14 protein-coding genes are annotated in these 24,915 nt (G+C 34.5%); 9 read left to right on the forward strand and 5 right to left on the reverse strand.

Translation table 11 applies throughout. The features are described 5' to 3' along the window. Nucleotides 1–29 precede the first annotated feature (29 nt). The 3 genes from BMY33_RS15615 (at nt 30) to BMY33_RS15625 (ending at nt 7,443) form a co-directional block, all read left to right on the forward strand. On the forward strand, nt 30–4,439 hold the full coding sequence (locus BMY33_RS15615; protein ID WP_091410256.1) for a T9SS type B sorting domain-containing protein: 4,410 nt from the start codon (nt 30–32) through the stop codon (nt 4,437–4,439). Nucleotides 4,440–4,474: 35 nt separating this feature from the next. Then, nucleotides 4,475–5,473 carry a PorP/SprF family type IX secretion system membrane protein gene (locus tag BMY33_RS15620; protein WP_091410347.1) on the forward strand — a complete coding sequence of 333 codons (999 nt, stop codon included), beginning with the start codon at nt 4,475–4,477 and terminating at the stop codon, nt 5,471–5,473. A gap of 239 nt (nt 5,474–5,712) precedes the next feature. After that, complete coding sequence (locus BMY33_RS15625; RefSeq protein ID WP_091410258.1) at nt 5,713–7,443, forward strand: alkaline phosphatase D family protein; 1,731 nt, start codon at nt 5,713–5,715, stop codon at nt 7,441–7,443. A gap of 84 nt (nt 7,444–7,527) precedes the next feature. Here BMY33_RS15625 and BMY33_RS15630 read toward each other — a convergent pair whose 3' ends face one another. Both BMY33_RS15630 and lysS read right to left on the reverse strand, forming a co-directional pair. Further along, nucleotides 7,528–9,099: a hypothetical protein gene (locus BMY33_RS15630; protein ID WP_091410259.1), complete on the reverse strand. Its 1,572-nt coding sequence runs from the start codon at nt 9,097–9,099 to the stop codon at nt 7,528–7,530. 145 nt (nt 9,100–9,244) lie between these two features. Further along, nucleotides 9,245–10,954: a lysine--tRNA ligase gene (lysS, locus tag BMY33_RS15635; protein WP_091410261.1), complete on the reverse strand. Its 1,710-nt coding sequence runs from the start codon at nt 10,952–10,954 to the stop codon at nt 9,245–9,247. Nucleotides 10,955–11,377: 423 nt separating this feature from the next. Between lysS and BMY33_RS15640 the strand changes: the two genes are divergently transcribed. Genes BMY33_RS15640 through BMY33_RS15650 form a run of 3 tightly spaced genes read left to right on the forward strand, consistent with a single transcriptional unit; the run spans nt 11,378 to nt 20,204 of the window. After that, nucleotides 11,378–14,929: a hypothetical protein gene (locus tag BMY33_RS15640; RefSeq protein WP_091410262.1), complete on the forward strand. Its 3,552-nt coding sequence runs from the start codon at nt 11,378–11,380 to the stop codon at nt 14,927–14,929. A gap of 12 nt (nt 14,930–14,941) precedes the next feature. Continuing rightward, nucleotides 14,942–19,807: a DUF6443 domain-containing protein gene (locus BMY33_RS15645; protein WP_091410263.1), complete on the forward strand. Its 4,866-nt coding sequence runs from the start codon at nt 14,942–14,944 to the stop codon at nt 19,805–19,807. A 25-nt stretch (nt 19,808–19,832) separates the two neighbouring features. Further along, on the forward strand, nt 19,833–20,204 hold the full coding sequence (locus BMY33_RS15650) for a hypothetical protein (protein ID WP_091410265.1): 372 nt from the start codon (nt 19,833–19,835) through the stop codon (nt 20,202–20,204). A gap of 136 nt (nt 20,205–20,340) precedes the next feature. Here BMY33_RS15650 and BMY33_RS15655 read toward each other — a convergent pair whose 3' ends face one another. Beyond that, nucleotides 20,341–20,538: a hypothetical protein gene (locus tag BMY33_RS15655; RefSeq protein WP_211482403.1), complete on the reverse strand. Its 198-nt coding sequence runs from the start codon at nt 20,536–20,538 to the stop codon at nt 20,341–20,343. Nucleotides 20,539–20,658: 120 nt separating this feature from the next. On the opposite strand from BMY33_RS15655, the gene BMY33_RS15660 reads away from it, so the two are divergent. From BMY33_RS15660 to BMY33_RS15670, 3 genes are all read left to right on the forward strand, one after another. Beyond that, complete coding sequence (locus BMY33_RS15660; RefSeq protein ID WP_091410349.1) at nt 20,659–21,240, forward strand: REP-associated tyrosine transposase; 582 nt, start codon at nt 20,659–20,661, stop codon at nt 21,238–21,240. 523 nt (nt 21,241–21,763) lie between these two features. Continuing rightward, nucleotides 21,764–22,948, forward strand: coding sequence for a TolB family protein (locus BMY33_RS15665; RefSeq protein ID WP_091410267.1), 1,185 nt, complete (start codon nt 21,764–21,766; stop codon nt 22,946–22,948). A gap of 132 nt (nt 22,949–23,080) precedes the next feature. Continuing rightward, nucleotides 23,081–23,281 (forward strand): hypothetical protein, encoded by a 201-nt coding sequence (locus BMY33_RS15670; protein WP_091410268.1) that lies wholly within the window; start codon nt 23,081–23,083, stop codon nt 23,279–23,281. Nucleotides 23,282–23,361: 80 nt separating this feature from the next. Here BMY33_RS15670 and BMY33_RS15675 read toward each other — a convergent pair whose 3' ends face one another. Together BMY33_RS15675 and BMY33_RS15680 are read right to left on the reverse strand one after the other, a co-directional pair. Beyond that, nucleotides 23,362–24,246, reverse strand: coding sequence for a thioredoxin family protein (locus tag BMY33_RS15675; RefSeq protein WP_091410270.1), 885 nt, complete (start codon nt 24,244–24,246; stop codon nt 23,362–23,364). Nucleotides 24,247–24,351: 105 nt separating this feature from the next. Further along, nucleotides 24,352–24,843 carry a DUF1573 domain-containing protein gene (locus tag BMY33_RS15680; protein ID WP_091410272.1) on the reverse strand — a complete coding sequence of 164 codons (492 nt, stop codon included), beginning with the start codon at nt 24,841–24,843 and terminating at the stop codon, nt 24,352–24,354. Nucleotides 24,844–24,915: the final 72 nt, after the last annotated feature.

Consider the following 24,915-nt stretch of genomic DNA (forward strand, 5'->3'; position numbering starts at 1 on the left):
TGATGCTTTTATCAAAACCAACTTAATAAATGCCAGCAACTATGATGCGTATACTATTTTCTAATTGCGTAGCCCTCTTTTTATTTACATTTAGCTATGGTCAAACTGTTACTTTTCAAACTGATGATGGTTTAACAGCAAAGACAGTCTGTAAAGGAACCGAAATTCAATTGAATTTGGATATAGATCCTCCAAGACCTTCAGGAGGAACTAGTACCTACAACGTTCAGTGGGAAAAAACAATCAACCCAACATTTATAAGAAATTGTCCATTCCCTAGTGGTGATGGTTCCTGTTCTTTTTATCGGGAGACACCTTTAGAAACAACGACATATACTGTTACTGTTAATGGAGGTTCTTCTGGCTCAGTTAGGAGTACTGTAACTGTAACAGTAGAAGAAGTACCTAATCCAGGTTTAAATACAACGATGTTTCTATGTGGTAGAACTGGTGTGATTAATTTATTTGATGAATTAGATGGGGGACCAGAAGCTGGAGGTGTTTGGAGTAATGGGACAGGAACATATGATACTGCAGATCCTAATGGAGGAGCTTTTACGTATACTATTGATAATGGAGCAGCGTGTCCTCCTGTTAGTGCTATAATAACTGTAAAGCCATGTGGAAATAATGATTCGGATAATGACGGAGTTCCTGATACAACAGATAATGATGATGACAACGATGGTATTCCTGATACAATAGAGGACGGTTTTTGTACGGCAACTACAACGACACCAATTTTTGTTTTAGAAGAAGATTTTGGTTTTGGAGGTCCAACCCGAAGCAGATATGCAGAAGGGTTAGGGTTAACTTATAATCCTGTGTTGCCACAAGATATTAATGGAAATGATGGAGAATATAACGTTGCTACTTCTACTCACTATCGAACAAATGTAGGTTTTGATGCTACATTTCTGGCCACAGATCTTGTTGGAGATATTGATGCCGATGGAAACACAGATGGTAGGTACTTAGCAATAAATATGAAATCAAGTGCTTTTGCAGATTTACCTGTTTTTGTGGCAGAAAATCTACCAGTTACTCCTGGTCTTGAATATAACTTTAGCATGTCTATTGCTAGTTTAAATAATAATGCTGGTGAGTTACCTGCGAACTTAACTATAGAAGTTTTAGATCAAGTTGCTGGGACTCCTCTTTTTAGTGAAAATTCTGGTGAAATAGCGAATGGCTCCGATGCTTGGATTCTGGTAGAAGATACTTTTATTGCTCCTGCCGGTGTTAATATTGTTACAATACGAGTAATTAACAGACAAGGAACGGATGGTAATGGTAATGACATTGGTATTGATAATATTTTTTTATCGACAAATGCTTGTGACTTTGATCGTGACGGAATCCCAAATTCTCAAGATTTGGATGCTGATAATGATGGTATTTATGATATTGTAGAATCTGGAAACGCAGCAGCTGATGTAAATGGAGATGGACGTTTTGATGGAGCGATTAATGCAGATGGTACATCTACTACTGTAGTTCATAATGTTATTAATTCTGATACAGATTCTAATCAAAACTTTCTCGATATCGATTCAGATGGCGATGGGATTATTGATAATATAGAAGGACAGTTAACAGTTGGATATATTGCACCAAGTGGTGTGGATGGAGATTTTAATGGAGTAGATGATAGTTATGATACGAATGGTACTGTAATAACTCCAGTAAATTCCAACACGAATGCAGCTCCTGATTATATAGATCTAAACTCGGATCCTATATCAGGAGATTGTTTAGAGGATACTATAGAAGCATATGATATAGATCAGGATGGAATCCCTAACACTATAGCGGATGGTTCTGATATAGATGGTGATGGTTTGGATAATGCATTTGATACAGTTGTATTAGATAGGCTAACTGTCGGAACAAATGCTAATAATGGAGGTACAGTTCCTACTGATTTTCCTAATAACCATAATCCCTTAACAGTAGAGAGAGATTGGAGAGAAGAAATAGGGGACGTTGATGTCGACCCTCTAACTATTACTATATGTGATCCTGTCAATTTATTTGATGAATTACCAGTAGGTACATTAACCACAGGAACCTGGAGTGTTCCTGCAATGGGTACAGCGCTTACAGGAGGACATTTAGGAACATTAGATCCTACTGTTACCGGTATTTTAGATGGAGTATATATATATACGCTACCTGTATTATCTGCTGGTTGTCCACCAATTAGATACTTAATAGATGTTACAATTGATGATGTTTGTCAATGTCCAGATATAGATGAACCTATTGTACCAGCTGGACCAATAACAACGTGTATAGATGCAACACCATTACCTTCTGTAACAGTTACACTTGCTCCAGGTTTAGAAGGACGTTGGTATCTTGCGGATGGAGTAACTCCTATTGCTCGAGCCCAAAATACAGATACATTTACACCAGAAATTGGCGAATTAGTATTAGGAGATAATATATTTAGAGTAGAAGCCTATGACCCTGTTGAAATGTGTACGAGTGATTTGGTAGATGTTATATTTACGGTTACAGCTCCACCAGAAGCAGGAGAACCAAATGATACACCTCCGATACCAGTTGCTTTGTGTGAAGGAGATACTACTGTTGTTAATCTGTTCGATGAATTAACTGGAGAAGATGCGGGAGGCGTATGGACTGATGCTATGATGACGGTAATTCCCGGTGGTACAATTACCGCGGATACTAATATTGAAGGTGATTATACATATACAGTAACGAGTAATGGGTGTACCGATACTGCAGTAATATCTGTAACTATCAGTACAGTGCCTACACTAGTGTTTGGATCTACAACATGTGCTACTAACCGAACGACCTATGATGTGTCATTTACTACCAATGGTACTTGGGATATTTCAATAGACCCAGTTAATGAAGGTACTATTGATGTTACTAATTCAATGATTACTGGAATTACAGATGGAGTTGATGTAATAATAACAGCAACAAATCCTAGTAATACTGATTGTGTAGCAACTTTAATGGTTACTGCTCCGGATTGTAGTTGTCCAGATATTGTGGAACCTACAAACCCGAGTAATGAAAGTATTTGTATTGGTTCTACGGCGCCAGTGTTATCGGTAGATGTATTACCGGGTCAAACGGCAAACTGGTATGATCAAGACGGAAATTCATTACTAATGAATAGTACCACTTATACTCCAACGGATACTGCAGCTGGTGATTATATATATAGGGTAGAAGCTTTTGATACAACAGAAAATTGTGCCAGTGATCGTATTGATGTTTTTTATCAGATTTTGGATATTCCGGTTATTGATCCTATTGATCCAATTGCAGCCTGTGAATCTTATGAACTACCGTCACTGATAGTTGGAAATTACTTTACACAAATGAATGGTGCAGGTGCTCAACTTAATGCTGGAGAAATAATTAGTGCGAGTCAGGTGATTTATGTATACGCAGAAACAGGAACAACGCCTAATTGCTTTGATGAGGAAACCCTTGATATTACCATAAATCCCTTACCTAATCCAGTAGCTCCAACTAATCCAGGAGATCGTTTTTGCGAAAGCTATACGTTGCCTACGTTACAAAGTGGGCAAAGTTATTATACGGGATCTAATGGGAATGGTACACAGTTAAATGCGGGAGATGTTATACAAGAAAGTCAAACAATTTTTTTACGAGAAGTTGATGGGAACAATTGCGAAAATGAAGTTCAGTTTTTTGTAGAAATTATAAATATTGAAGAGTTAGAAATTGAATCAGGAGTTATATGTGTAGGACCAGCTACGATTACTTCTTTTATAATTAATACAGAATTAAGTGAAATAGACTTTTCATTTGAATGGAGTTTTGAGGGAAGTATAATTCCCGGAGCTACTCAATCTTTTTACGAAGCTACACAACCAGGAACATATGCAGTAACCTATACAGATGTAGTATCCATGTGTACAGAAACGTCAGAGGTAATAATTATAGGTGTTAGTGATCCAGAAAGTTTAGATCTTCAATTATCTGCAGGAGCATTTTCCGACAGTACTGATATTATCGCCACAGTTGTTGGAGATAGTATTTATGAGTATGTATTAGATAATGGAAGCCCTCAAGAAAGTAACATATTTACGAATGTTTCGCTAGGGTTGCATGAAGTAACTGCAATAGATATAAATGGATGTGGTTCAATCACAGCATCCATATTTGTAGTAGGTTTTCCAAATTTCTTTACTCCTAATAATGATGGGATTAATGATCAATGGGGTGTAATAGGAAATGCGGATACACCAGAAATGGACATTTTTATTTTTGATAGGTATGGAAAACTACTTCAGCAACTAAATAGAGATAATCAATGGGATGGAACTTATGGCGGTAAGCCTCTACCAGCTAATGATTATTGGTTTGTAGCAGAATTTAGAGATGGATCAGCTACTTACAGAAGACACTTTACACTAAAACGATAATGAGAAAATTGTTTTTCTATTACAAAACAAGCAAAATGAAATTTATAAAAATATATCTAGCAGCGATGATGACATTGTTGTTTATAAGATTTGGGAATGCCCAAGAGGGGTTATCTATATATTCAGATTATCTTACAGATAATTATTATTTATTACATCCATCAATGGCTGGAGCTGCTAACTGTTCTCAGGTTCGACTAACAGGTCGAAGAAATTGGGTCGGGCAAGAAGATAGTCCAGGATTATATACGGCAGCATATAATGGAAGAATAGGTGATTCTCAATCAGGAATTGGCGCTATTGTATATAATGATAAAAATGGTTTCTCTTCTCAAACAGGAGGATACGTTACTTATGCACATCATTTGATGTTCTCTAGAAGTGAGGTAGATCTAAATCAATTATCTTTTGGATTAAGCGCAGGAGTAATTCAATATAGGTTAGATCAGACTAGATTTGATCCTAATGACCCTTTAGTCGGACCGGGATCTATAAGTGAAAGTGAATTTAATATGGATATTGGATTTTCTTATAATTTATATAATTTTTATACTCATTTTACTGTAAAGAATCTTTTGAAAAATTCTGGAGTTAATAATGATTTGCAGGTGGCAAATAACCTAAGAAACTATCTGGTGTCTGTAGGTTATGTAATTGATCGTCCAGGGAAAACCTTTTCATATGAACCGTCTATTTTATATTCTTATAGAGAAGGAATTGGACAATCTACTATTGATTTTAATATGAAAGTTTATAGTGATCTGAACTTTGGTAAACTATGGGGAGGATTATCATATAGAAGAAGTTTTGATTCTATAGATTTTATAGAAGGCGAAGAGATAAAAAGTCAAAACCTAAGTTATGTGACTCCTTTTGTTGGGGTGAATTTTGGGAAATATATGGTTGCATATACCTATTCTTATCAATCAAATCCTATAACATTCAATAGTGGTGGTTTTCATCAAATAACATTGGGGATAGATTTTTCTTGTAGAGCAAAAAAATATGCTTGTTATTGTCCTTGGGTAGAATAAAAAGAGTGTTTTCTGATAATTTTTTAGAGAAATGAATGGTAAGAATTTAGTTTCTTTCTATCAAAATATTGCTTGTCGAATTTTAGGTGATATTTTAAAACACCAAATAAGAAAGGTTGAATATTATGTTATAGTTAACTTCTTTACTTGGGATTAAAATAGTTTGATCTTTATTTAAAGAAGGGGTAACATCAAGTTTATTGTGGTAAAATATTTTTGAAGAAAAATAAATACACACAATGAATAGAAGAAGTTTTTTTGAAAAATCTATGTTAGTTGCTGGAGGTTTTATGATTGCTCCTATGTACATCAGTTGTAATAACGATGATGATATGGAGATCAGTATTCCGGACCTTAGTACAGATAATTTTTTTGAAGGAGTAGCAAGTTTTGACCCCACAGATTCTAAAGTTATTATATGGACACGATTCACTCCGGATACTGGTAGTTCTAATATTACAATTAATTGGCAAATTGCTTTAGACCAAAATTTTGATGATGTATTAAGAAGTGGAGAGTTTGTAACTGGAGCAGATAGGGATTATACCGTAGCAATTGATGTTCAAGAATTACCCTCTAATAGTAAATTTTATTATCGATTTTTTGACTTAGGAACGCAAACAACTTCAGTAATCGGTGAAACAATTACGCTTCCTGCGTCTGGGGATACAGTGACGGATGTGAAACTAGCTGTTTGTTCATGTGCAAACTTTGCAGCAGGGTTATTTAATGTATATGGAGCGATGGCTAATTCGGAGGCGGACGTAATAGTTCATTTGGGAGATTATATCTATGAATATGGAGAAGGGGAGTATGGAACTAATGAGAATACTGTAGCCTTAGATAGAGTTCATAATCCAGCAAATGAAATTATATCACTTACAGATTATCGAGCAAGGTATAAGCAATATAGAAGTGATGCTCAACTACAATTAGTACATCAAAAAAAACCATTTATTTGTGTGTGGGATGATCACGAAGTTACCAATGATGCGTACAAGGACGGCGCAGAGAACCATCAAGATTCTGAAGGTTCTTATGAAACAAGAAAACAAACGGCAATACAGGTGTATAGCGAATTCTTACCATTACGATCTACTGATCCATCTAAGATCTATAGATCATTTGATTTTGGGAGTGTGCTAAGTTTACATATGCTAGATACACGAATTATAGGAAGAGATAAACAACTTTCTTACGATGATTTCTTTAGTCCAACTACAGGATTGGATGCTGTTGCTTTTCAAGCAGCACTTCAGGATCCAAGTAGAACGTTATTAGGATCAGAACAGTTAAGTTGGTTGTCTGGAGCAGTTTCTGCAAGTAATGCTAACTGGCAAGTTTTAGGGCAGCAGGTATTAATGGGTAAGATGTTTATGCCGGCAGAGCTTTTAATTTTAATAGGGACTCTTGTTGCAGAAATAGGCGCTCTAGGCAGTGCAACTCCAGAAACGGCTTTGGCTTTTCAAACTGCGTTAACGGATTTAACAGCTATAAAATCTAGGCTTTTAGCAGGTGATCCAACCCTAACACCAGAAGAGATTGCAAGGGTGCAAACAGTTATTCCTTATAACCTAGATGCATGGGATGGATATTTTATAGAGAGAGAGCAACTTTTTGCTATGTTAGGAGGAAAGAAAACAGTTTGTCTTGCTGGTGACACGCATAATGCTTGGTATAGTAAGTTAAAAGATGTGAGTGGTAAAGAAATAGGAGTAGAGTTCGCTACATCTTCAGTTTCTTCTCCAGGGTTTGAGGGCTTTTTAGGAGTTGATGCAAATCAAACGGTAGGTTTTCAGCAAGCGCTAGCGTTATTAATAGACGATTTACAATATATGGATGCTACGCAAAGAGGATTTTTACAAGTTACCTTTTCGTCAAGTAGCAGTGAGGCGCAATGGAATTTTATAAATACCATAGCTGCTGAAAATTATACTGTAACTGTTGGAGAAACAGTTTCGTATAGCTAAGAATGTTTTTGTTTATAAGTAAGAAGTAAAAACGCAACCTGAGTAGGTTGCGTTTTTTATAAGACTATTAGAGAAGATAGAATGTTATTCTACATTACAATTCGTTAACTCTTTGCAGAAACGAAGTAAATCTTCTTGATTGTTTTTATACTCTTTGTTAGCTATTTTTTCTTGCACTACAGTACATCCTTCAGCCAATTTGGTAAGATTTTTTTTAAATCCAAAAACATAACCAGTAGACATAGTAGATTTACCTTTTTCACTTCCCGCGGGAAGAATAACTAGTTCCTTATTATTAAATAGATATAAATTTATCTTTTCAGATTCGAATAGAACTTTACATAACTTATCAGTTGCACCACCAAGTATCATTTGACCAGCATCTACTTCACCATTCTTAATTGAAGATTCTTTAAATTTAATATTTCTGTAATGATCTCCATCTATGAATACAAGCTCTTTACATTTTTTAGCTTTTCGAACTCTAGTTCCAAAAGGTTTTCCGTTCTGATCGTATTCTACGGTTTTTAGACTGTAGGCAATTTTACTGATATCTGAGGTTTTGATGTCTACAAGGGTAGTGTCATTTTCCTTTGTAATTAGATACGCCTGATTAACCTCTATGTCTTCACTTAAGTCACTTTGTTCTTTTTGACTGCTTAGATCTTCAGTTACAACCTCAAAATGTCTAGATTTTGTTTCATTTGCCTTAAATTTCTCAATAAGTTGGTCTGCAATTCTATTAAAGTACTTACCATCACTTTTGTCATAATCATTGTCGATTATTTTCTGCGCATATTCTTTAACTTTTTCAGGCTCATCTAGGTAATAATAGATTTTTGCGATGTTGTAGTAACTTGCATATCGTACTTTACGTATTTTTCTTTTCTTACCTTGATAATTTGGAATTACACTATTAAAATAATCGATCACCGGCAGTACTTCTATTTTGAGAGAATCAATAGATGTATTGTATTTCATTTTCTCAAAAGCTGATTTTAGTGTTTGATATGCTTCCTGATGTTTTGCAAATTCTGGATGTTTTTTAGATCTTAAAATCCAGAAAAATTCTCGTTCATGAGATTCAATATCATAACCATATGTACTAGTAAGATGACCTCTAGCAGAGCTTAGAAACTGTGACTTATGACTGCTCTTATATTTGTCTCTAAGGTTGTAACGGTTATTGTTATAGTAGTCTTGTGCTTTTTTATAAGTGCTAAACTCGCCACTGCTATGAGTTTCACTTTCAGAATAGCTTTTTTCGTAAGCGTTTGCATTTGTCGCATTGTTAACTGATAACGTAGCTGACGAAGAATAATTTACATTGGCGGTATAAGTGTAACTTACAGATAATACTTTACCGTCTTTGTCCTTTTTTTCGTGTTTTTCTTTCTTAATGTCAACAGTTCCGATTTTGGTGCCATGAAATTTATAGCTGATGTCTAGAGTTCCTCCTGTTTTTACTTTAGAGAAACCTGGAATAGTAATAGAACTGGTATTAATAGAATACGTTCTTTTACTATCATCAAGAATGGGTTTAGAGGGTAGATTTACATAAGAAGTCCTGAAGTTTTCTCGATCTATATTAGCACTTTGTGCAATTGATATAGTACATACGAGTGACGCGATACAAGAAAGTAGAATTTGTTTCATTAAATAGGGGCTTTTTTTATTAAAAGCGCGAAAATAGTTAAAAAAACGTTAATAAAACTACGCGTTTGTGATTTTTAGAGTTTTCATAAAAGCAAAAAGCGTGTTTATTTTTTAATAAACACGCTTTCATATATAATTAAATGATCTATTCTGCCATCTCTACAATTAGGCTATCATCTGTTTTAGTAACTTTAGTAAGACCTAGTTTAGAAAGTCCTTTCATTCCTTTATCCCATGCTTTATTACTTAATCCAGAAGCAGTTTTTAGATCAGCTAAAGGCATGCTTTGTTCTTTCTTGATAATTTCAAAAATAGCTTTTTCATTATCATTAAGAGATTCTATAATATTTGCTTGTGCGGTTCGCACCTCTGGTCTCATCTGCGGGAAGAATAACACCTCTTGTATCGATTGATTATTGGTTAGATACATAATCAACCTGTCCATACCAATTCCCATTCCAGATGTAGGAGGCATACCATATTCTAGCGCTCTGATAAAATCATTATCTATAAACATCGCTTCATCATCTCCTTTTTCGCTTAACTTTAATTGTGCTTCAAAACGTTCTCTTTGATCAATAGGATCATTAAGCTCAGAGTATGCATTAGCTATCTCTTTACCACAAACCATTAGTTCAAAACGTTCTGTAAGATCAGGATTGTCTCTGTGTTCTTTACATAAAGGACTCATCTCTTTTGGGTAATCAGTAATAAATGTTGGTTGGATGTAATTTCCTTCACACTTTTCACCAAAAATTTCATCTATTAATTTTCCTTTACCCATGGTTTCATCTACTTCGATACCCATTCCTTTGGCTGCTTCACGAATTTCTTCTTCAGATTTTCCTGTAATATCAAATCCAGTAAAATGTTTTATAGAATCGGTCATCGTTACACGAGCATAAGGAGTCTTAAAGTTGATTTTATGTTCTCCAAATGTAGCATCTGTAGTTCCGTTTACTGCGATAGCACAATGCTCTACTAGATTTTCTGTAAACTCCATCATCCAGTTGTAATCTTTATAAGCTACATAAATTTCCATGGCGGTAAATTCTGGATTATGCGTACGATCCATTCCTTCGTTTCTAAAGTTCTTAGAAAACTCATAGACACCTTCAAAACCACCAACGATTAATCGTTTTAGATATAACTCATTAGCAATTCGCATATATAAAGGAATATCTAATGAATTGTGATGTGTTATAAATGGACGTGCAGAGGCACCACCTGGTATCGGTTGTAGGATAGGTGTTTCTACTTCAAAATATCCTTTAGTATTAAAAAACTCACGCATAGCGTTAAAAAGCTTTGTTCTTTTTACAAATACATCTTTAACGTGAGGGTTTACTACTAAATCTACATAACGCTGACGGTATCTCAATTCTGGATCTGTGAAAGCATCATGAACTTTTCCATCAGCATCGGTTCTAGGTTGAGGTAATGGTTTTAGTGTTTTACTTAATAATGTAAAGTCTTTAACCATTACAGTTTTTTCTCCTACTTGTGTAGTAAAAAGTTCTCCTTCGATACCAATAAAATCCCCTATGTCTAATAATTTTTTATAGACCTCATTATACTTAGTTTTATCATCATCGGTACAAATTTCATCTCTATTAAAATATACCTGTATACGACCATTAGAATCTTGCACTTCTGCAAAAGAAGCTTTCCCTTGTATACGTCTAGACATCAATCTACCTGCAATAACTACCTTTTTTCCTTCTTCATATTTCTGTTTGACATCTTCAGAAGTATGGTCTACCGGAAATAAAGCTGCCGGATATGGATTAATCCCTAAGTCACGTAGGGTTTGTAGTTTCTCTCTTCTTACAAGTTCTTGTTCTGATAATTGCATAATGCTGCCGTTTTAAGCGTGCAAAGATACGAAGTATGAGATAATCTTTCAATTGATTTTTAAGTATAGTATTGCTTTAGTTTTTCTATTTAAAAATATAGAGGTTCTGAATACCGAAATATAGGATTGATGTGGTTAAACAAGATTTTTTTTCAAAAAAAGTAAAAAGTAGAGGTAACATATCGATTTAGAATGACACATACTTATGGAACGGTGAATTTTATGCCTTTATAAATTTACATTTTAACATTGTAAGTTGATTGGATACAAACTTTTAATGGATAAAAAGATGTAGAATTTGTATTGTTTGTAAAAGTAAGATTCGAAAATAAAAGGGTAAAGAATTTTACGAATCTAATGAGAGCTTTTTAGTAAATTCGCCGCCGAAAAAAAAGTAAGTGATTAATTAGTAAGTATTATTTTATGAGGAAAATTGTATTATTGTTTATAATGCTGGTCAGCATTGTTGCTCTAGGGCAAGATGATTATTATGGAGGGTATAGTCCATCGGCTACTACTACACCCACAGCTGCAAAAATTAGTGGAGGAGGAAGCGCTACTGTAAGCCTAACAAGTGGAAGTGCGCAGCAGTATGTGCCTATTTACAATATCGAACAAAATGGTGTTTCTTGGAGTACAGGATTACAGTACAGTTATTCTGGACTTAGAGTTATGGAAGAACCATCACCTATTGGTTTAGGTTGGGATCTGGCAGCAACCGGAATGGTGTCTAGAGAAGTAAGAGGTTTACCAGATGATCATCCTAAAGGATATTATGGGTCAGAAAATCTACGAAGTACGATTCTGGATCCATATTATTATTTTGATCCTAATGCAAATAATGCTGCGACCAATGGCAAGCAGGTTATAAAAGAACACCATGCATATTTATTAGCGCAAGGATTAATGGATGGAGAGCCAGATGTTTTCCATGTGAATGCCGGAGGAATTAATTTCTCATTTAAATTAGGAGAAAACCTACAACCTGTTTTATTATCGCATCATAACGTAAAGGTAACTTTTACCTGGAATCAAATAACGGTTACGGATTCTGAGGGTGTACGTTATATTTTCGGAGCAAAAGAGGTTTTTACACCAGTACCGGAAGACGATATTGTACAAACGTTTGGAAATGGACAGACCACAGCGTTGTTACCTATTGAGCCTAATTATCCATATACTCGTAGTTGGTATTTAAGCAGTATACAACCACCAAATACTACACAGCAAATAAGTTTTACGTATCAGAATCACTTGTTTAAAACCAAAGCTTTTTTACCAAAAATTTATTCTTATAAAGGATTACAAGCACAGTTTTTAGAAGGATTGTTAACAAAATTTGTATTCACTCCTTTTGGACAACAATCAGGACCAGCAGAGTTACAGGATGGTCAGGATCCTAATGTGTATACCCATACACGATTAGATGTAGATGTAACGGTACCAGTGCTTAAACAAATTACGTTTGCAGATGGATCTTTGCATTTTAATACTGCTTCTGTAACTTCTGGGGCGCATCATAAATACACATCTATTGATTTAAAAGATTTTAATGGGCAATTGATTAATAGCTATGATTTCTATACCCAAGGAACTAGAGATTTATTAAAAGAAATACAAACTAATAATGAATTTGCTTTTGGTTTTGACTACTATTACGAGGATATCCCATCAGCGATTCCAGCTTTTGAATATAGTGATAAAGAGGTGAATTCTACCATGGATGCTTGGGGATATTATAATAGTTCTCAAACACCTGTTGATCAATTAAAAGAAGAAGCAAGTGTAGCACCTATTTTGAGAAGCACAGTTGCTGGAGCTTTACAAAGAATTCGTTATAAAACAGGAGGAGAAACGAATATTCAATATGAATTGAACCGAATCCCACAAGAGTATGAAAATAATAATACCACAAATGGTTCTTTTACGGTTTTTAGTAGAAATACCAATACCATTGGAACGTCTAGAAAACAAATACGTTCTGGTACATTTACTTCAGCTACACAGATAGAAATAGAGCACAAGGCTACGATTAATAAATATGGATCTCGCGTCCAGCTTAAAATTTTTAAAGAAGGATATACGGGAGATTACACTCCATATACGGATTGTAATAATAATAACGGTATAGCCCAATTATATATCAATGCGGTAGGAGAGCGAGAAGAACTTGCCGAAGGTTTGGTACAATATGATAGTTATGGAAAGTGTACGTTTACAATCCAACCAGGAACATATACATTTTTTGTAGAGACTGAGGCTAATACAGAAGCAGAAATATCAGTAAAGATCACAAGTCCGCAAAACTACAAGGAAGAAACGTATGATCAATTGTATGGTGGTATTCGTGTAGCTAGTATTCGCAGTTGTCCTATAGATACCGATCAATGTACGGAAAAAGTATATCAGTATACCAATGATCAATTAGGATCCAGTGCCAAAGTGTATACCGCTTTAAAAATGGAACCTCAGAAATATTGGTACGGCACTACAAACAGTTTTTACATTCCTTTTTATGTAAAAGGAAGAGGATTACCTATTTATTACTCTCAAGTGAGTGAATCTGTAGTTTCTGCGGATCCTTTGAGTAATGCTAATAATGGAAAAACGGTGTATAGATATGAAGATCCGTATTTTTTTAACGAACCATATGATTTTAGAACTAGAGAATACTATGATCGTGCACCCAAAGGAGTAAATGAGGGTGGTCTTAGGATAAGTACAGTAAAAACGTATAAAACAGATAATGATCAAACGATACCTAAGGATGAATTAATCTCAGAACAGTTATATGAATATGAGTCAGTTATAGCACCTTCAGATTTTTTTGGAAATGCAACTTCTAGTGCATATCCATATGGAATTAAGGTAATTGCAAAAACTCAAATCAAACGTGAGATGCATTATGATAAATTGATACCAATTGTAATGCAGCAAAATAACATGAACGTACTTCCTCTGGGGTTACAAGATTTTCAGGAATATTATGAAAATAGAACACAGGCAGAGTTCGAGGATTTTGCAGAACGTATGATTCGATATACTGGATTTAATATTAATTCTGTGGGTGGACAAGATTTGTTTAGAATGGCAAAAGGAGTAGGTAGCGTAGAATCCGATCAAGCTGAGCCAGCTGGTGATAGAAATGATATGTATGCCATTGTTAGCTATAAAGATACCAACGTGCAATACCAACGGAAAAAAGTGATTAGTAAAATCTATTCGGATATGGATTCGGATCAGTTCCAAGAAAGTATACAGGAGTTTGAGTATGATAGTAATCAACAAGTAGTTGAGCAAAGAAGTACTTCTTCTAAAGGAGCTACCAAAAAGGCAAAATACTATTATCCATATCATAGTACAGTAAACAATACCACTTTGGTATCTGGTAATCGTATTGCCTCTCCGGTAAAAACGGAAACTTTTCACGGCAGTCAAAAACAAAGCACTGCTTTGGTTAATTTCGATTCTTGGAATCCCGGGGGATATCTTCCTAGAACCATACAGTCAGCGAAAGAGAGTGCGCCTCTTCAGGATCAAACCATTTTTCATAAATATGATACTTATGGTAATCCATTGGAGACTTCTGTTAGAGAAGGTATCCATACGATCTATGTGTGGGGGTATAATAATACCACGCCTATTGCGGTGATTACCAATGCCACCTATGTAGGAATGTCATCTACAGTTCAAAATTTAATAAATGCAGCAATAACGGCATCTAATAATGATACGAATGCATCTTCAGAAAATCAATTAAGAACCGCATTGCAAAATTTAAGAAACCATAGTTATTTTTCTGCATCACAGATGGTAACCTATACATATGATCCATTAATAGGGATGACTAGTACTACAGATGTTAGAAATAGAACCGCCTATTATGAATATGATAGTTTGCATAGGTTATACCAAGTAAAAGATCAAGAAGGGAATATTCTATCAGCAAATGAATACAATTATAAAAATAATTAATACAGCACTAAGATGAAAACATTACAAAAGATAGTAGTTGTGGTTGCTGTATTAGTAACTACGATAGTAAGCGCACAGACGCAAACTGAGAATTACGTAAAAACAACTACGTATCAGACAGAAGTACAAGAAGGACAACAATCTCAGGTATTGGAGAGCGATAAGATCGTTACCGTTGGATATTCTGATGGATTGGGTAGAACCAAGCAATCCGTTGCTGTAAGAGGCGGAGGACAGAAACAAGATACCAATATCCTAGATTGGAAAGATGATTGGACAGTGGGAATAGGGCCGACTCCTTTATTTAATAGATGTGGAAAAGTTACCGAAAATGAAAGAATATTTGGGAACAATCCTTTCGGAGAACAATCCTTATTATGGAAATGTGTTAATGATGCTGATAGGGATGCCGATGGTGGATGGAACACAGACTATTTTGCTATAGATAAAAATGTGGGATATCGCTATATTGTTTGGGTAAAACGAACTGGATCACAAGATGGAACAACATATCACGGAACGCAGAATGTAAACAACCTTAATGGTACAGCTAATAACAATCCTTATTTTTGGTATGGAGATTTACCAAATTTAGACACATGGTATTTATTAGTGGGAATAGTGCATCCATACACGTATACAGGTGGTAATAGTGGAATCAGTGGTGTATATGATATTAACGGGAATAAAGTAAAAAACGCTAATGATTTTAAATGGCGAAGCAATACCACGACTTCTAGATTTAGAAGTTATTTATACTATAGTACCGATGTAAATACTAGTCAATATTTCTGGAATCCTGTTATTACAAAAATCAATGGTAACGGAGAGGCGATTAGTCAATTAATCGAGCAATCTAAGCCAAAAGATATCGTAGCACATTATGAGTATGATGAGTTTGGTAAACAGACCAAATCATATTTACCATATGCTTCTGATCAGACTGAGAATGGAGCTATACATACGGATGCATTATCAGCATTAAAATCATTTTATAACACCTCTAAATATGAAAATACATTAAATCCATATAGCGAGACGATAACAGAAGCCTCGCCTGCGAATCGAGTGTATGAACAAGCGGCGCCAGGTGGTCCGTGGGGATATGACAAGGAGAATATACAGTATAAAAACCCTGTGTATACATCGTATCCTACCAATGTTACTTTTAATAAAAGATGGGCGGCAAAAGGGATTTTTTATGTGCCTGGACAAGGAACACCACCAGATGAAACGATAATTACCAATCCATTATTATCCAATAGTTATTTGTGGTTGTATTTTGATGCGGGTAAATTAAAACTTAAAATCAAAACGAGTACCGCAGATGGACTGAAAAAATTAGCTACAGGAAAATTACGAAAATTAGATGTTGTTCCGGCAATCGAGTACCTAGATATGGGGTATATTAAGGATGCAGCTGGCAATAATACTGATTATAAGATTGCTATAGAGGATAACTATGTCGTAGTTACTGCAATCAATCAGAATCCAAGATTAATCAATGCAGGAATTAATACTAGTAGTGATCATAACTTAAATCAGTTACAGGTACTTACTGGATATGATGAGATATATTCTACGAATACCACGACAAAGGCTGCTTATGGATTAAACACCAATGCAGAGGTACATCGCTTTGATGTAGTGATGCTTAATGGGAATAGCCAGACACCTTCATTAGTATCTAATGGAACCTATGCAGCTGGTCAATTAACCAAAAACATCACAAAAAACGAAAACTGGACTGTAAACGATGGTAATGATAAAACTGCAGAAACGTTTACCGATAAAAACGGGAATGTAGTGCTTAGCCGAGGATATAATAACAGTGTAGCCCATGATACATATAACGTATATGATGACTTTGGGAATCTTACCTATGTTATCCCACCAAAAGTTACGGTAAGCAATGGAGTCTCATCTACTGAGCTTTCTGAACTATGTTACCAATACAAATATGATGATCAAAATCGATTAATCGAGAAGAAAATACCAGGAAAAGGATGGGAGTATATTGTTTATAATAAGCTCAATCAACCGGTGATGACGCAGGATGCTAACCAAAGAGCAAAATCCCCAAAAGAATGGTTGTTTACTAAATATGATGAATTCGGGAGGGTTGCTTTTACTGGAGAGCTAAAAAATAATGCCTCTAGAGTAAGTTTACAAAATAGTGCTAACTCTAATGCATATACGCAGTCTGTAAGTAAAACAACTTCACCCTTATCTCTTGCCGGAACACCTGTTTATTATACTAATGACGCTATACCACATGTATTTACACAAATCCTTACCATTCACTACTATGATGATTATACTTTTGATAGAGATGGAATGGATAAACCAACTAGTGTATTAGGTGTTGCTACTACGAATGCTACCAAAGGACTATCTACGGGTTCTAAAGTACGAGTTTTAGGAACCAATAGTTGGATAACCAGTGTGATTGCCTATGATCAAAGAGGGAGAAATATTTGGGGAGGAAGTAGAAATCGTTATCTGAATACGATCGATAAGTCTGAAACCCAATTGGATTTTGTAGGGAAACCTTTAATGGTAAAAACTACACATAACAAGGATAGTAACCTTGCTATTGTGACTACAGATACCTTCACCTATGATCATATGGGGAGATTGTTAACCCAAAAACAGATAATTAATAATCAACCAGAAGAGTTATTAGCTAAGTTAGAATATGATGATTTAGGACAATTGGTACAGAAAAAAGTAGGGAATGCAGAACAAGCTCCACTACAAACCATTGATTATACCTATAATGTACGTGGTTGGATGACCAAAATCAATGATCCTAGCGCATTGGGCCATGATTTATTTGGGTATAAAGTAAATTATAACAAACCTACGCACGGTGCTACTAGCTTGTACAATGGTAACATCTCTGAAGTAGAGTGGAAATCAGCTAGTGACAATGCATTACGCTGGTATAAGTACACTTATGATGATATGGATAGGATTACTAGTGCATTAGATAATACAAATCGCTATAATCTTAATTTTGTTGATTACGATAAGAATGGAAATATTACGGCGCTAAGACGCCAAGGGAATAAAAATACTCAAGCTACCAGCTTTGGTACGATGGATAATCTTACTTATTCATATGATGTAGGAAATAAATTAAACAAAGTAACCGACACAGGTTTTGCAGGCTTTGGTTTTAAAGACGGCACCAATACCAACAATGATTATACGTATGATGCCAATGGTAATATGAAGTTGGATCATAATAAAGGGATATCCAGTATTACGTATAATTATCTAGATTTACCTAATAAGGTGACTATTTCTAACAATCAGGGAACTGGAAATATTACCTACGTTTATGATGCAACCGGAATGAAGCAAAAGAAAATTGTTTCTGGAGGGAATTCTTTAACAACAGCATATGCTGGCAACTATATATATGAAAATGAACAATTAAAATTCTTTAATCACTCAGAAGGGTATATAGAACCAGAAAGTGATGGAACTTTTACTTATATTTACCAATATAAAGATCATCTAGGCAATAACCGATTAAATTATGCGGATAAAGATAAGGATGGTCAGATAGACGTTCTTAGAAATAACACAGATATAGATGGTGATGGAGATTATGCCCGCGAGATTTTGCAGGAAAATAACTACTATCCTTTTGGCCTGCAGCATAAGGGGTACAATAACCAAATAATTGGACAGGAACATAAGTACAAATACAACGGTACAGAGTTAACTGAAGAGTTAGGACTCAACTGGTATGAGATGCCGTTACGTTCTTACGATCCGGCAATCGCCAGATGGAACCGTATTGATCCTGTAGTACATTTTTCTTTATCTACCTATAATGCTTTTGATAATAATCCGGTGTTTTATAGTGATCCTTCTGGAGGTAATAGCCAATATTACCATATGGATGATCAGATATTTTCTGAAGGTCGCCATATGGGCGTACAAGAAAGAAGAGCTATGGGTGGTTCTGGATATGGTGGTTCTACGGCTTATGATTTTGCTGCTACTTTTAATGGATCATTTGGAAGTTTATCCGCTAGTGATAATAACAACAGATCAGGAGCAGGAAGTTTGAACATAAGTATCGATTGGGATTTTGTGCCTATTGATGGTTCTATTTCATTAGCTTTTGGCAATGGGGGTTACAATCTGAGTTTTGGATATTATAAAGGTCTTATGGTAGGAGATCCCATGATTTATGGTATTGAACATGGTAACGGTCCCATGACATTTGCTAGTGGATTATCAGAAGATAGTGCTTGGCGTGATGTACCATTTGCAGGAAGTGGTATAACTTCTTATGATTGGTTTGCAAAAGGTGATATTGGTAGAGGATCTTTCTATGCAGCGATGGCAATATCGGATGCAACAGGAATAAAATCATTAGTAACAGGAGTAGGAAAATATCTTCTAAAACAATCTCTAAAGCAAACAGCTAAAAGTTTTGCGGACAATGCGGTTAATCTTTCAAGAAGTGCGGCTTCAAATAGCTCAAAAGTTGCTGGTTCAGAAGGACTTTTACATATTTCATCAGATCTTTATGCATTAAAACCAATAAATGGTTTTACTGATGTTTTAGTTCACGGTAACGCAAGTTCATTAAAAACAAGTATAAGTGAAATAACTAATTCGTTAGCTAAACAAGGCTTATCGAATACGCCAATTAGGCTTTGTGCCTGTAATGCTGGTGCATTAAGCAATGGTATTGCTCAGAGATTATCTAATGCAACTGGTCAATTGGTCATTGCGCCAACAGGTTATTTACATACATTTAATAGTGGTAAGTATAGTATTCAGTCATTTTCTAAACCATTATTAAATTGGAGACCTTCAACTGGAAGATGGAGAGGTTTTATTCCTAAATAAATTTCTTAAATTAAACGTAATAAATATGAAAAAGCATATAGTTAAAGATATTTTGAATTACATTTTAACTGAAAATGATATAATAAAGCCAGATTTAATTAATGCAAGTAATTATAAAGATGCCAATGAAGTAATTAATTATTTAAAAAAAGGAGGTAAAATATCTACTGTCTCTAGTGAAAGACAATGTGAGTATTGTGGGGAATTAGCAGGGTCAATAAATTATTATACCGATGGAACTTGGGTTTGGCCCGAATGGTTATCTCATTATGTAATTAAGCATCAAATAAAATTACCATTTGATTTTGTAGAACAGATAATAAATAATAATTATGATGGAGAATTAGTCCAGAAAATAGTAAATCAAGAATTGGAAATACAATTTTATGAGGAGTGATTATACCCCTGTCTCGTCCTAAAAAAAGTTTACATATTTTATATTAATCCTAAAATAGATTTACAACTTGGCGGGTATGAGTAAGAACTATTAGATAATAAATAACCAGTTACGATGTATGTTGTGGCTGGTTTTTTTATTGAGCTAGTTTTTGTACTTTTCTTTTGGTTAAAAATGCATCAATAAATGTTTTGACCAGATGCTTATCTTCTTTGTCTAATAACTGTACTTCTTTAAATTGTTGTAAAAGTTCTTTGTCGGTAATCTGCTCTTCATTACCACCACTGATTAAATAATCAACTGTAGTTCCTAGAGTTGTTGCTATTTTTTGCAACCCCCGCTCCCGCTAGTTTGTAACTAGTGGCGATAAAGATTGGCTGGTAAAATTAAATAATAAAAAGATAAAGCAAAAAGCTACTACACTTATAATAGTAGCTTTTTGTATTTTGGTAAAGTGAGTAGAAACTATAAATTTCATAATAAGTCGGGGTTATATTTTGTAAGTTTTGCTACCGTTTATTGGATAGATGTTTTTACTAGAGAAAAATACCTATCTATTCTTGCACAAAGTATTGATTATTGTAGAAAAGAAAAAAGTATGGAGGTATATGCATATTGTTTTATACCCAGTCATATTCATTTAGTTTTTCGTTCTGGTAATGATGATCCTTCTGGGTTGATACGCGACTTTAAAAAATATACGGCTAAAAAAGTAATACAAGCAATAGAAAATAACCCACAAGAAAGTAGGAAAGAATGGTTGTTATGGATGTTCGAAAAAGCAGGTAAGAATAATGTTACAGTTACCAATAGGCAATTCTGGCAGCAGCATAACAAACCTATAGAGCTATGGACGGATAAGGTGATACAGCAAAAAATAGATTATATCCATACTAATCCTGTGGGGTCTGGTTTTGTAAGCGATCCTGTAGATTGGAAATATAGCAGTGCCAGAAATTATCAGGATGATCATACTATCCTAGAAATTGATAGTGATGGTTTTCTGTTAGGATTAACTAAATATGTCTCGTCCTAAAAAAATAAATAGTAAATAACCAGTTACATTGATTTGTACCTGGTTTTTTGTTTTGTGAAGGATTATTTTTATTAAAGAATATCGGACTTTGGCTGCGCTCAGCCCTCGAATTACGGTTTATTCCGAACCCTGAGCAGAGCCGAAGGGAGAAATATAAATATTCATACGAAATTCGATAATGATTTTATGGTACTAATTTTAGGGGTTAAACTTCTCTTAGCTATTGTGCCAGTCATAGAATAACTAAGATTATAAAAGGCAATTTCTTGTAGTTGTTAACAACAATATTAATATTGTAAACTATTTTCTTCTTTTTTAACATTTTATTTAATTAAGGATCAGTACATTGCATTGTGTAACACAAAAAGTGTACAACGAATGCTATGGGGATAGCAGCATTGTAATTTTTATAAAAATCAAATATTTGTTTATCGTAATACAGTAGAGAAGGACGTCTACTGGTACACAATAGTTTTATAAAAGTTGACAATATAGTTGTATTTAACCAACAAAAAAGTAATCAATGACATTGCAAAAAAACCTTTTGGGGCTGGTTTTTTTCTTTCTTTTGAATTCAACATTTTCTCAACAAAAGCAATTAGCAATCGCTAATGAAACTCAATACGAATATGCTTTTGCAGAAACAGCCAACTTAAAAAACAATAACGCTACTCCTATGGTAGCCGTATCATCAATCCGTTCAGAAAGCTCATTAGAGACTAAGGGGCATAATTTTGTATCAGAGGATTTGCCTACAGAATCTAGTACTTCGGCAAATTTTATCATAGAATCATTACCGATTAATTCTAAAAACTCGGATTATGCACCTAGTTTTTATAAAGGTGAATTAGTGTTTGCTTCTTCTCGTAATGCTAAGTCTATGTCTGTTATTCTACAGGAAAAAACGAATGAACCTTTTCTGGATTTATACAGAACCAGTAAAAACATTCCTGACAAAGGGATAGAGAAATTAAAAGGCGCTATTAATACTAAGTTTCATGAATCTTCGGCTGTTTTTAGCCCAGATGGAAAAACGGTATATTTTACTAGAAACAATTACTCTAAGAGAAAATTTAAAAGAAATACCAAAGGCTGTGTATTATTAAAAATATATAAAGCAACGTACGAAAACGGTAAATGGAAACATGTAAAAGAACTTCCATTTAACAGCGATGAATACTCTACTGCGCATCCAGCATTATCTCCAGATGGTAAATACCTTTACTTTGCCAGTGATATGCCAGGAAGTTATGGTAAATCAGATATTTATGTAGTAGCAGTTAATGAAGATGGAAGTTACGGCACTCCAGAAAACTTAGGAGGTCTTATTAATTCTGCCGGGAGAGAAACGTTTCCACACGTGAGTGACACAGGTAAATTGTTTTTTGCTAGTGATGGACACGTAGGTTTTGGTGGTCTTGATATTTTTATGGTATTACCGAATCGACAACGTTCTGGTTGGCAAGTGTATAATATGGGAGCACCAATCAATAGTGCAGCGGATGATTTTACCTTTATTATTGATGAAGAAAACAAAATGGGATATTTTGCTAGTAATCGTGGAGGTGGTAGAGGAGGAGATGATATCTATGGTTTTAGACAGATGATCTCATTAGAAAAGTATAGAGATTATATGCCTAAGGTTAAACATAAGATTAAAAGACATATGGATATCAAACCTATTTCTGAGGAGATTACATCTTTCTAATAAAAAATAATCAAAACCAACTGTTCTTTAAGAATTGTTAAACAGGGAATTTTTCTGTTAAAAAATAACAATTAACATAGATTGAAATTGTAAACATAATATATTGTTGTTATTAACCTTAACAAATATATTATGTTCAAAAAAATTTCAAAGATCGACGGCATTCAAGTATTAAACAAATCTGTACAAAAAGGGATTAATGGTGGATTCTATTTTGATGGAGAGTATGGAGAATGCCCTACTCCTAATTCCTTTTTTTGTGGAGTTCCTGATCACATTTGCTGTAACGGTCTATGCGTATTACCAGAGCATCCAGCTTGTGGTCTTTTTTAAAACAATCAAAAAGTAAAGCGAACTAAGTTCGCTTTACTTTTGTCTTAATAGGTACTTTCTTTTTTTAAGAGTGTATTTTACTATAGTGATTTTTTCAATTCTTTGACTTTATCCACAATTCTTTGGTCCTTATTAAAATCCAGAGAACGTTCATAGTTACGGATAGCATCTGGTAGTTTATTGGTTACTGCTAGTTTATTGGCGAGACTTATATACCCATCCGCCTCTTTAGGAAATAATAAAGTATTAAATTTTAGTATTTCTATAGCATCCGTTTGTTTACCAGCAAAAAACAACACATTAGCGTAGGTATTTAATTCATACATGCTTTCTGTGATATCCTTTAACTCCTTTACTACGCTTTCTGAATTCTCGGATAAAAAATCAGATCCTTTTGTAGTAATAATAGTATTCATTTTAGTTACGGAGTAGTAGTTCGGAGTATAACTTCCAGATAGGATATTTTTAATATCTTCCTCAATGGTTGTTTTAGGAGATTCTACAATACGCTGTACTTCTTTGCCATCTTTATAAAATATAAATGTTGGCACTCTATGAATGTTTAAACCTTCGTGCTCACCTCCAGCACTCTGTTTGTAATGTTCGCGATCTGCATCTACCGCGATTGTAGTTAATCTGTTTAGCGGAAAGTTAGCTGCTTGTAGAACTTTATAAAATTTAGGCACTTCTCTCTTGCTATCTCCACACCAGGTTCCCATAAATATTTTGATAGTATAGTTTGGCAAGTCTGTTTTTATAGAGTTTATTACTTGTTCATTAGGAGTATAGGACTCATAATTTTTAGAGAACCAAGTGCCATATGGAGCTGTGTTTAATTTTTCGAAATTAATTTTTCCCGTGAGATTAGAGGTTCCTTTAGCGTTCGTTATTTCTTGATTAAATGATTGCGAATAGGTATGCGTAGTGATTGATAATAAAATCAATAATTGTATGATTATTTTCATTAGAGTAGGATTATAGGATGTATTCTTTATGATAATATATGACCAACCCAAGTTTTTATAGAATTTGATTATTATCTATGATACTTGGGTTGGAGATATAGTGTTTTATTTGCTTAAAGGGATGCCGCTAACAGCATTTTTAATTTTAGGAGTTACCATAGCTTTTATTTTTAGGATTTGTTTTCCTACAGCCGAGTTGGTTGTGATCGTTACCTGTTTATTTTGTTGATTAGGTTTACCATTCGTGTTGAATTTTACCAACATTTTTTCGGTTGCTCCAGGCGCAATTGGTTCTTTTGGCCAATTAGAAACAGTACAGCCACAACTTCCCTTTGCATTCACAATAACCAAAGGCGCATTACCTGTATTGGTAAATGAAAATGTATGCTCCAGAATATCACCTTCTGCTACAGTACCAAAATCGAATTCGGTTTCTGAGAAGGTCATCACCGCAACAGCAGTATTGCTTTTTTGCTCGTTTGGCTCAGTATGCATAGCAAGTGTTTCTGCTGTATTATCTTGGTTTGAATTACCACAAGATGATAGTGCAAAAGAGAAAATAATGGAGGCTAATACATAAGTAATCTTGGTTTTCATGTCTTTAGAATGTTTTAGTTATTACTATTTTTTTGAATTTTGATTCTGAACCAAAACTCTAGACATGTGAGC

Source organism: Aquimarina amphilecti (assembly GCF_900109375.1).
Lineage (GTDB): Bacteria > Bacteroidota > Bacteroidia > Flavobacteriales > Flavobacteriaceae > Aquimarina > Aquimarina amphilecti.

Excerpts from the sequence above, each read along its gene's own strand:
- BMY33_RS15675 (WP_091410270.1), bottom strand. The coding sequence starts at position 24,246 with ATGAAAATAATCATACAATTATTGATTTTATTATCAATCACTACGCAT.
- BMY33_RS15670 (WP_091410268.1), top strand. The coding sequence starts at position 23,081 with ATGTTCAAAAAAATTTCAAAGATCGACGGCATTCAAGTATTAAACAAA.
- BMY33_RS15640 (WP_091410262.1), top strand. The coding sequence starts at position 11,378 with ATGAGGAAAATTGTATTATTGTTTATAATGCTGGTCAGCATTGTTGCT.
- BMY33_RS15625 (WP_091410258.1), top strand. The coding sequence starts at position 5,713 with ATGAATAGAAGAAGTTTTTTTGAAAAATCTATGTTAGTTGCTGGAGGT.
- BMY33_RS15665 (WP_091410267.1), top strand. The coding sequence starts at position 21,764 with ATGACATTGCAAAAAAACCTTTTGGGGCTGGTTTTTTTCTTTCTTTTG.
- BMY33_RS15630 (WP_091410259.1), bottom strand. The coding sequence starts at position 9,099 with ATGAAACAAATTCTACTTTCTTGTATCGCGTCACTCGTATGTACTATA.
- BMY33_RS15680 (WP_091410272.1), bottom strand. The coding sequence starts at position 24,843 with ATGAAAACCAAGATTACTTATGTATTAGCCTCCATTATTTTCTCTTTT.
- BMY33_RS15620 (WP_091410347.1), top strand. The coding sequence starts at position 4,475 with ATGAAATTTATAAAAATATATCTAGCAGCGATGATGACATTGTTGTTT.
- lysS (WP_091410261.1), bottom strand. The coding sequence starts at position 10,954 with ATGCAATTATCAGAACAAGAACTTGTAAGAAGAGAGAAACTACAAACC.
- BMY33_RS15650 (WP_091410265.1), top strand. The coding sequence starts at position 19,833 with ATGAAAAAGCATATAGTTAAAGATATTTTGAATTACATTTTAACTGAA.
- BMY33_RS15615 (WP_091410256.1), top strand. The coding sequence starts at position 30 with ATGCCAGCAACTATGATGCGTATACTATTTTCTAATTGCGTAGCCCTC.
- BMY33_RS15645 (WP_091410263.1), top strand. The coding sequence starts at position 14,942 with ATGAAAACATTACAAAAGATAGTAGTTGTGGTTGCTGTATTAGTAACT.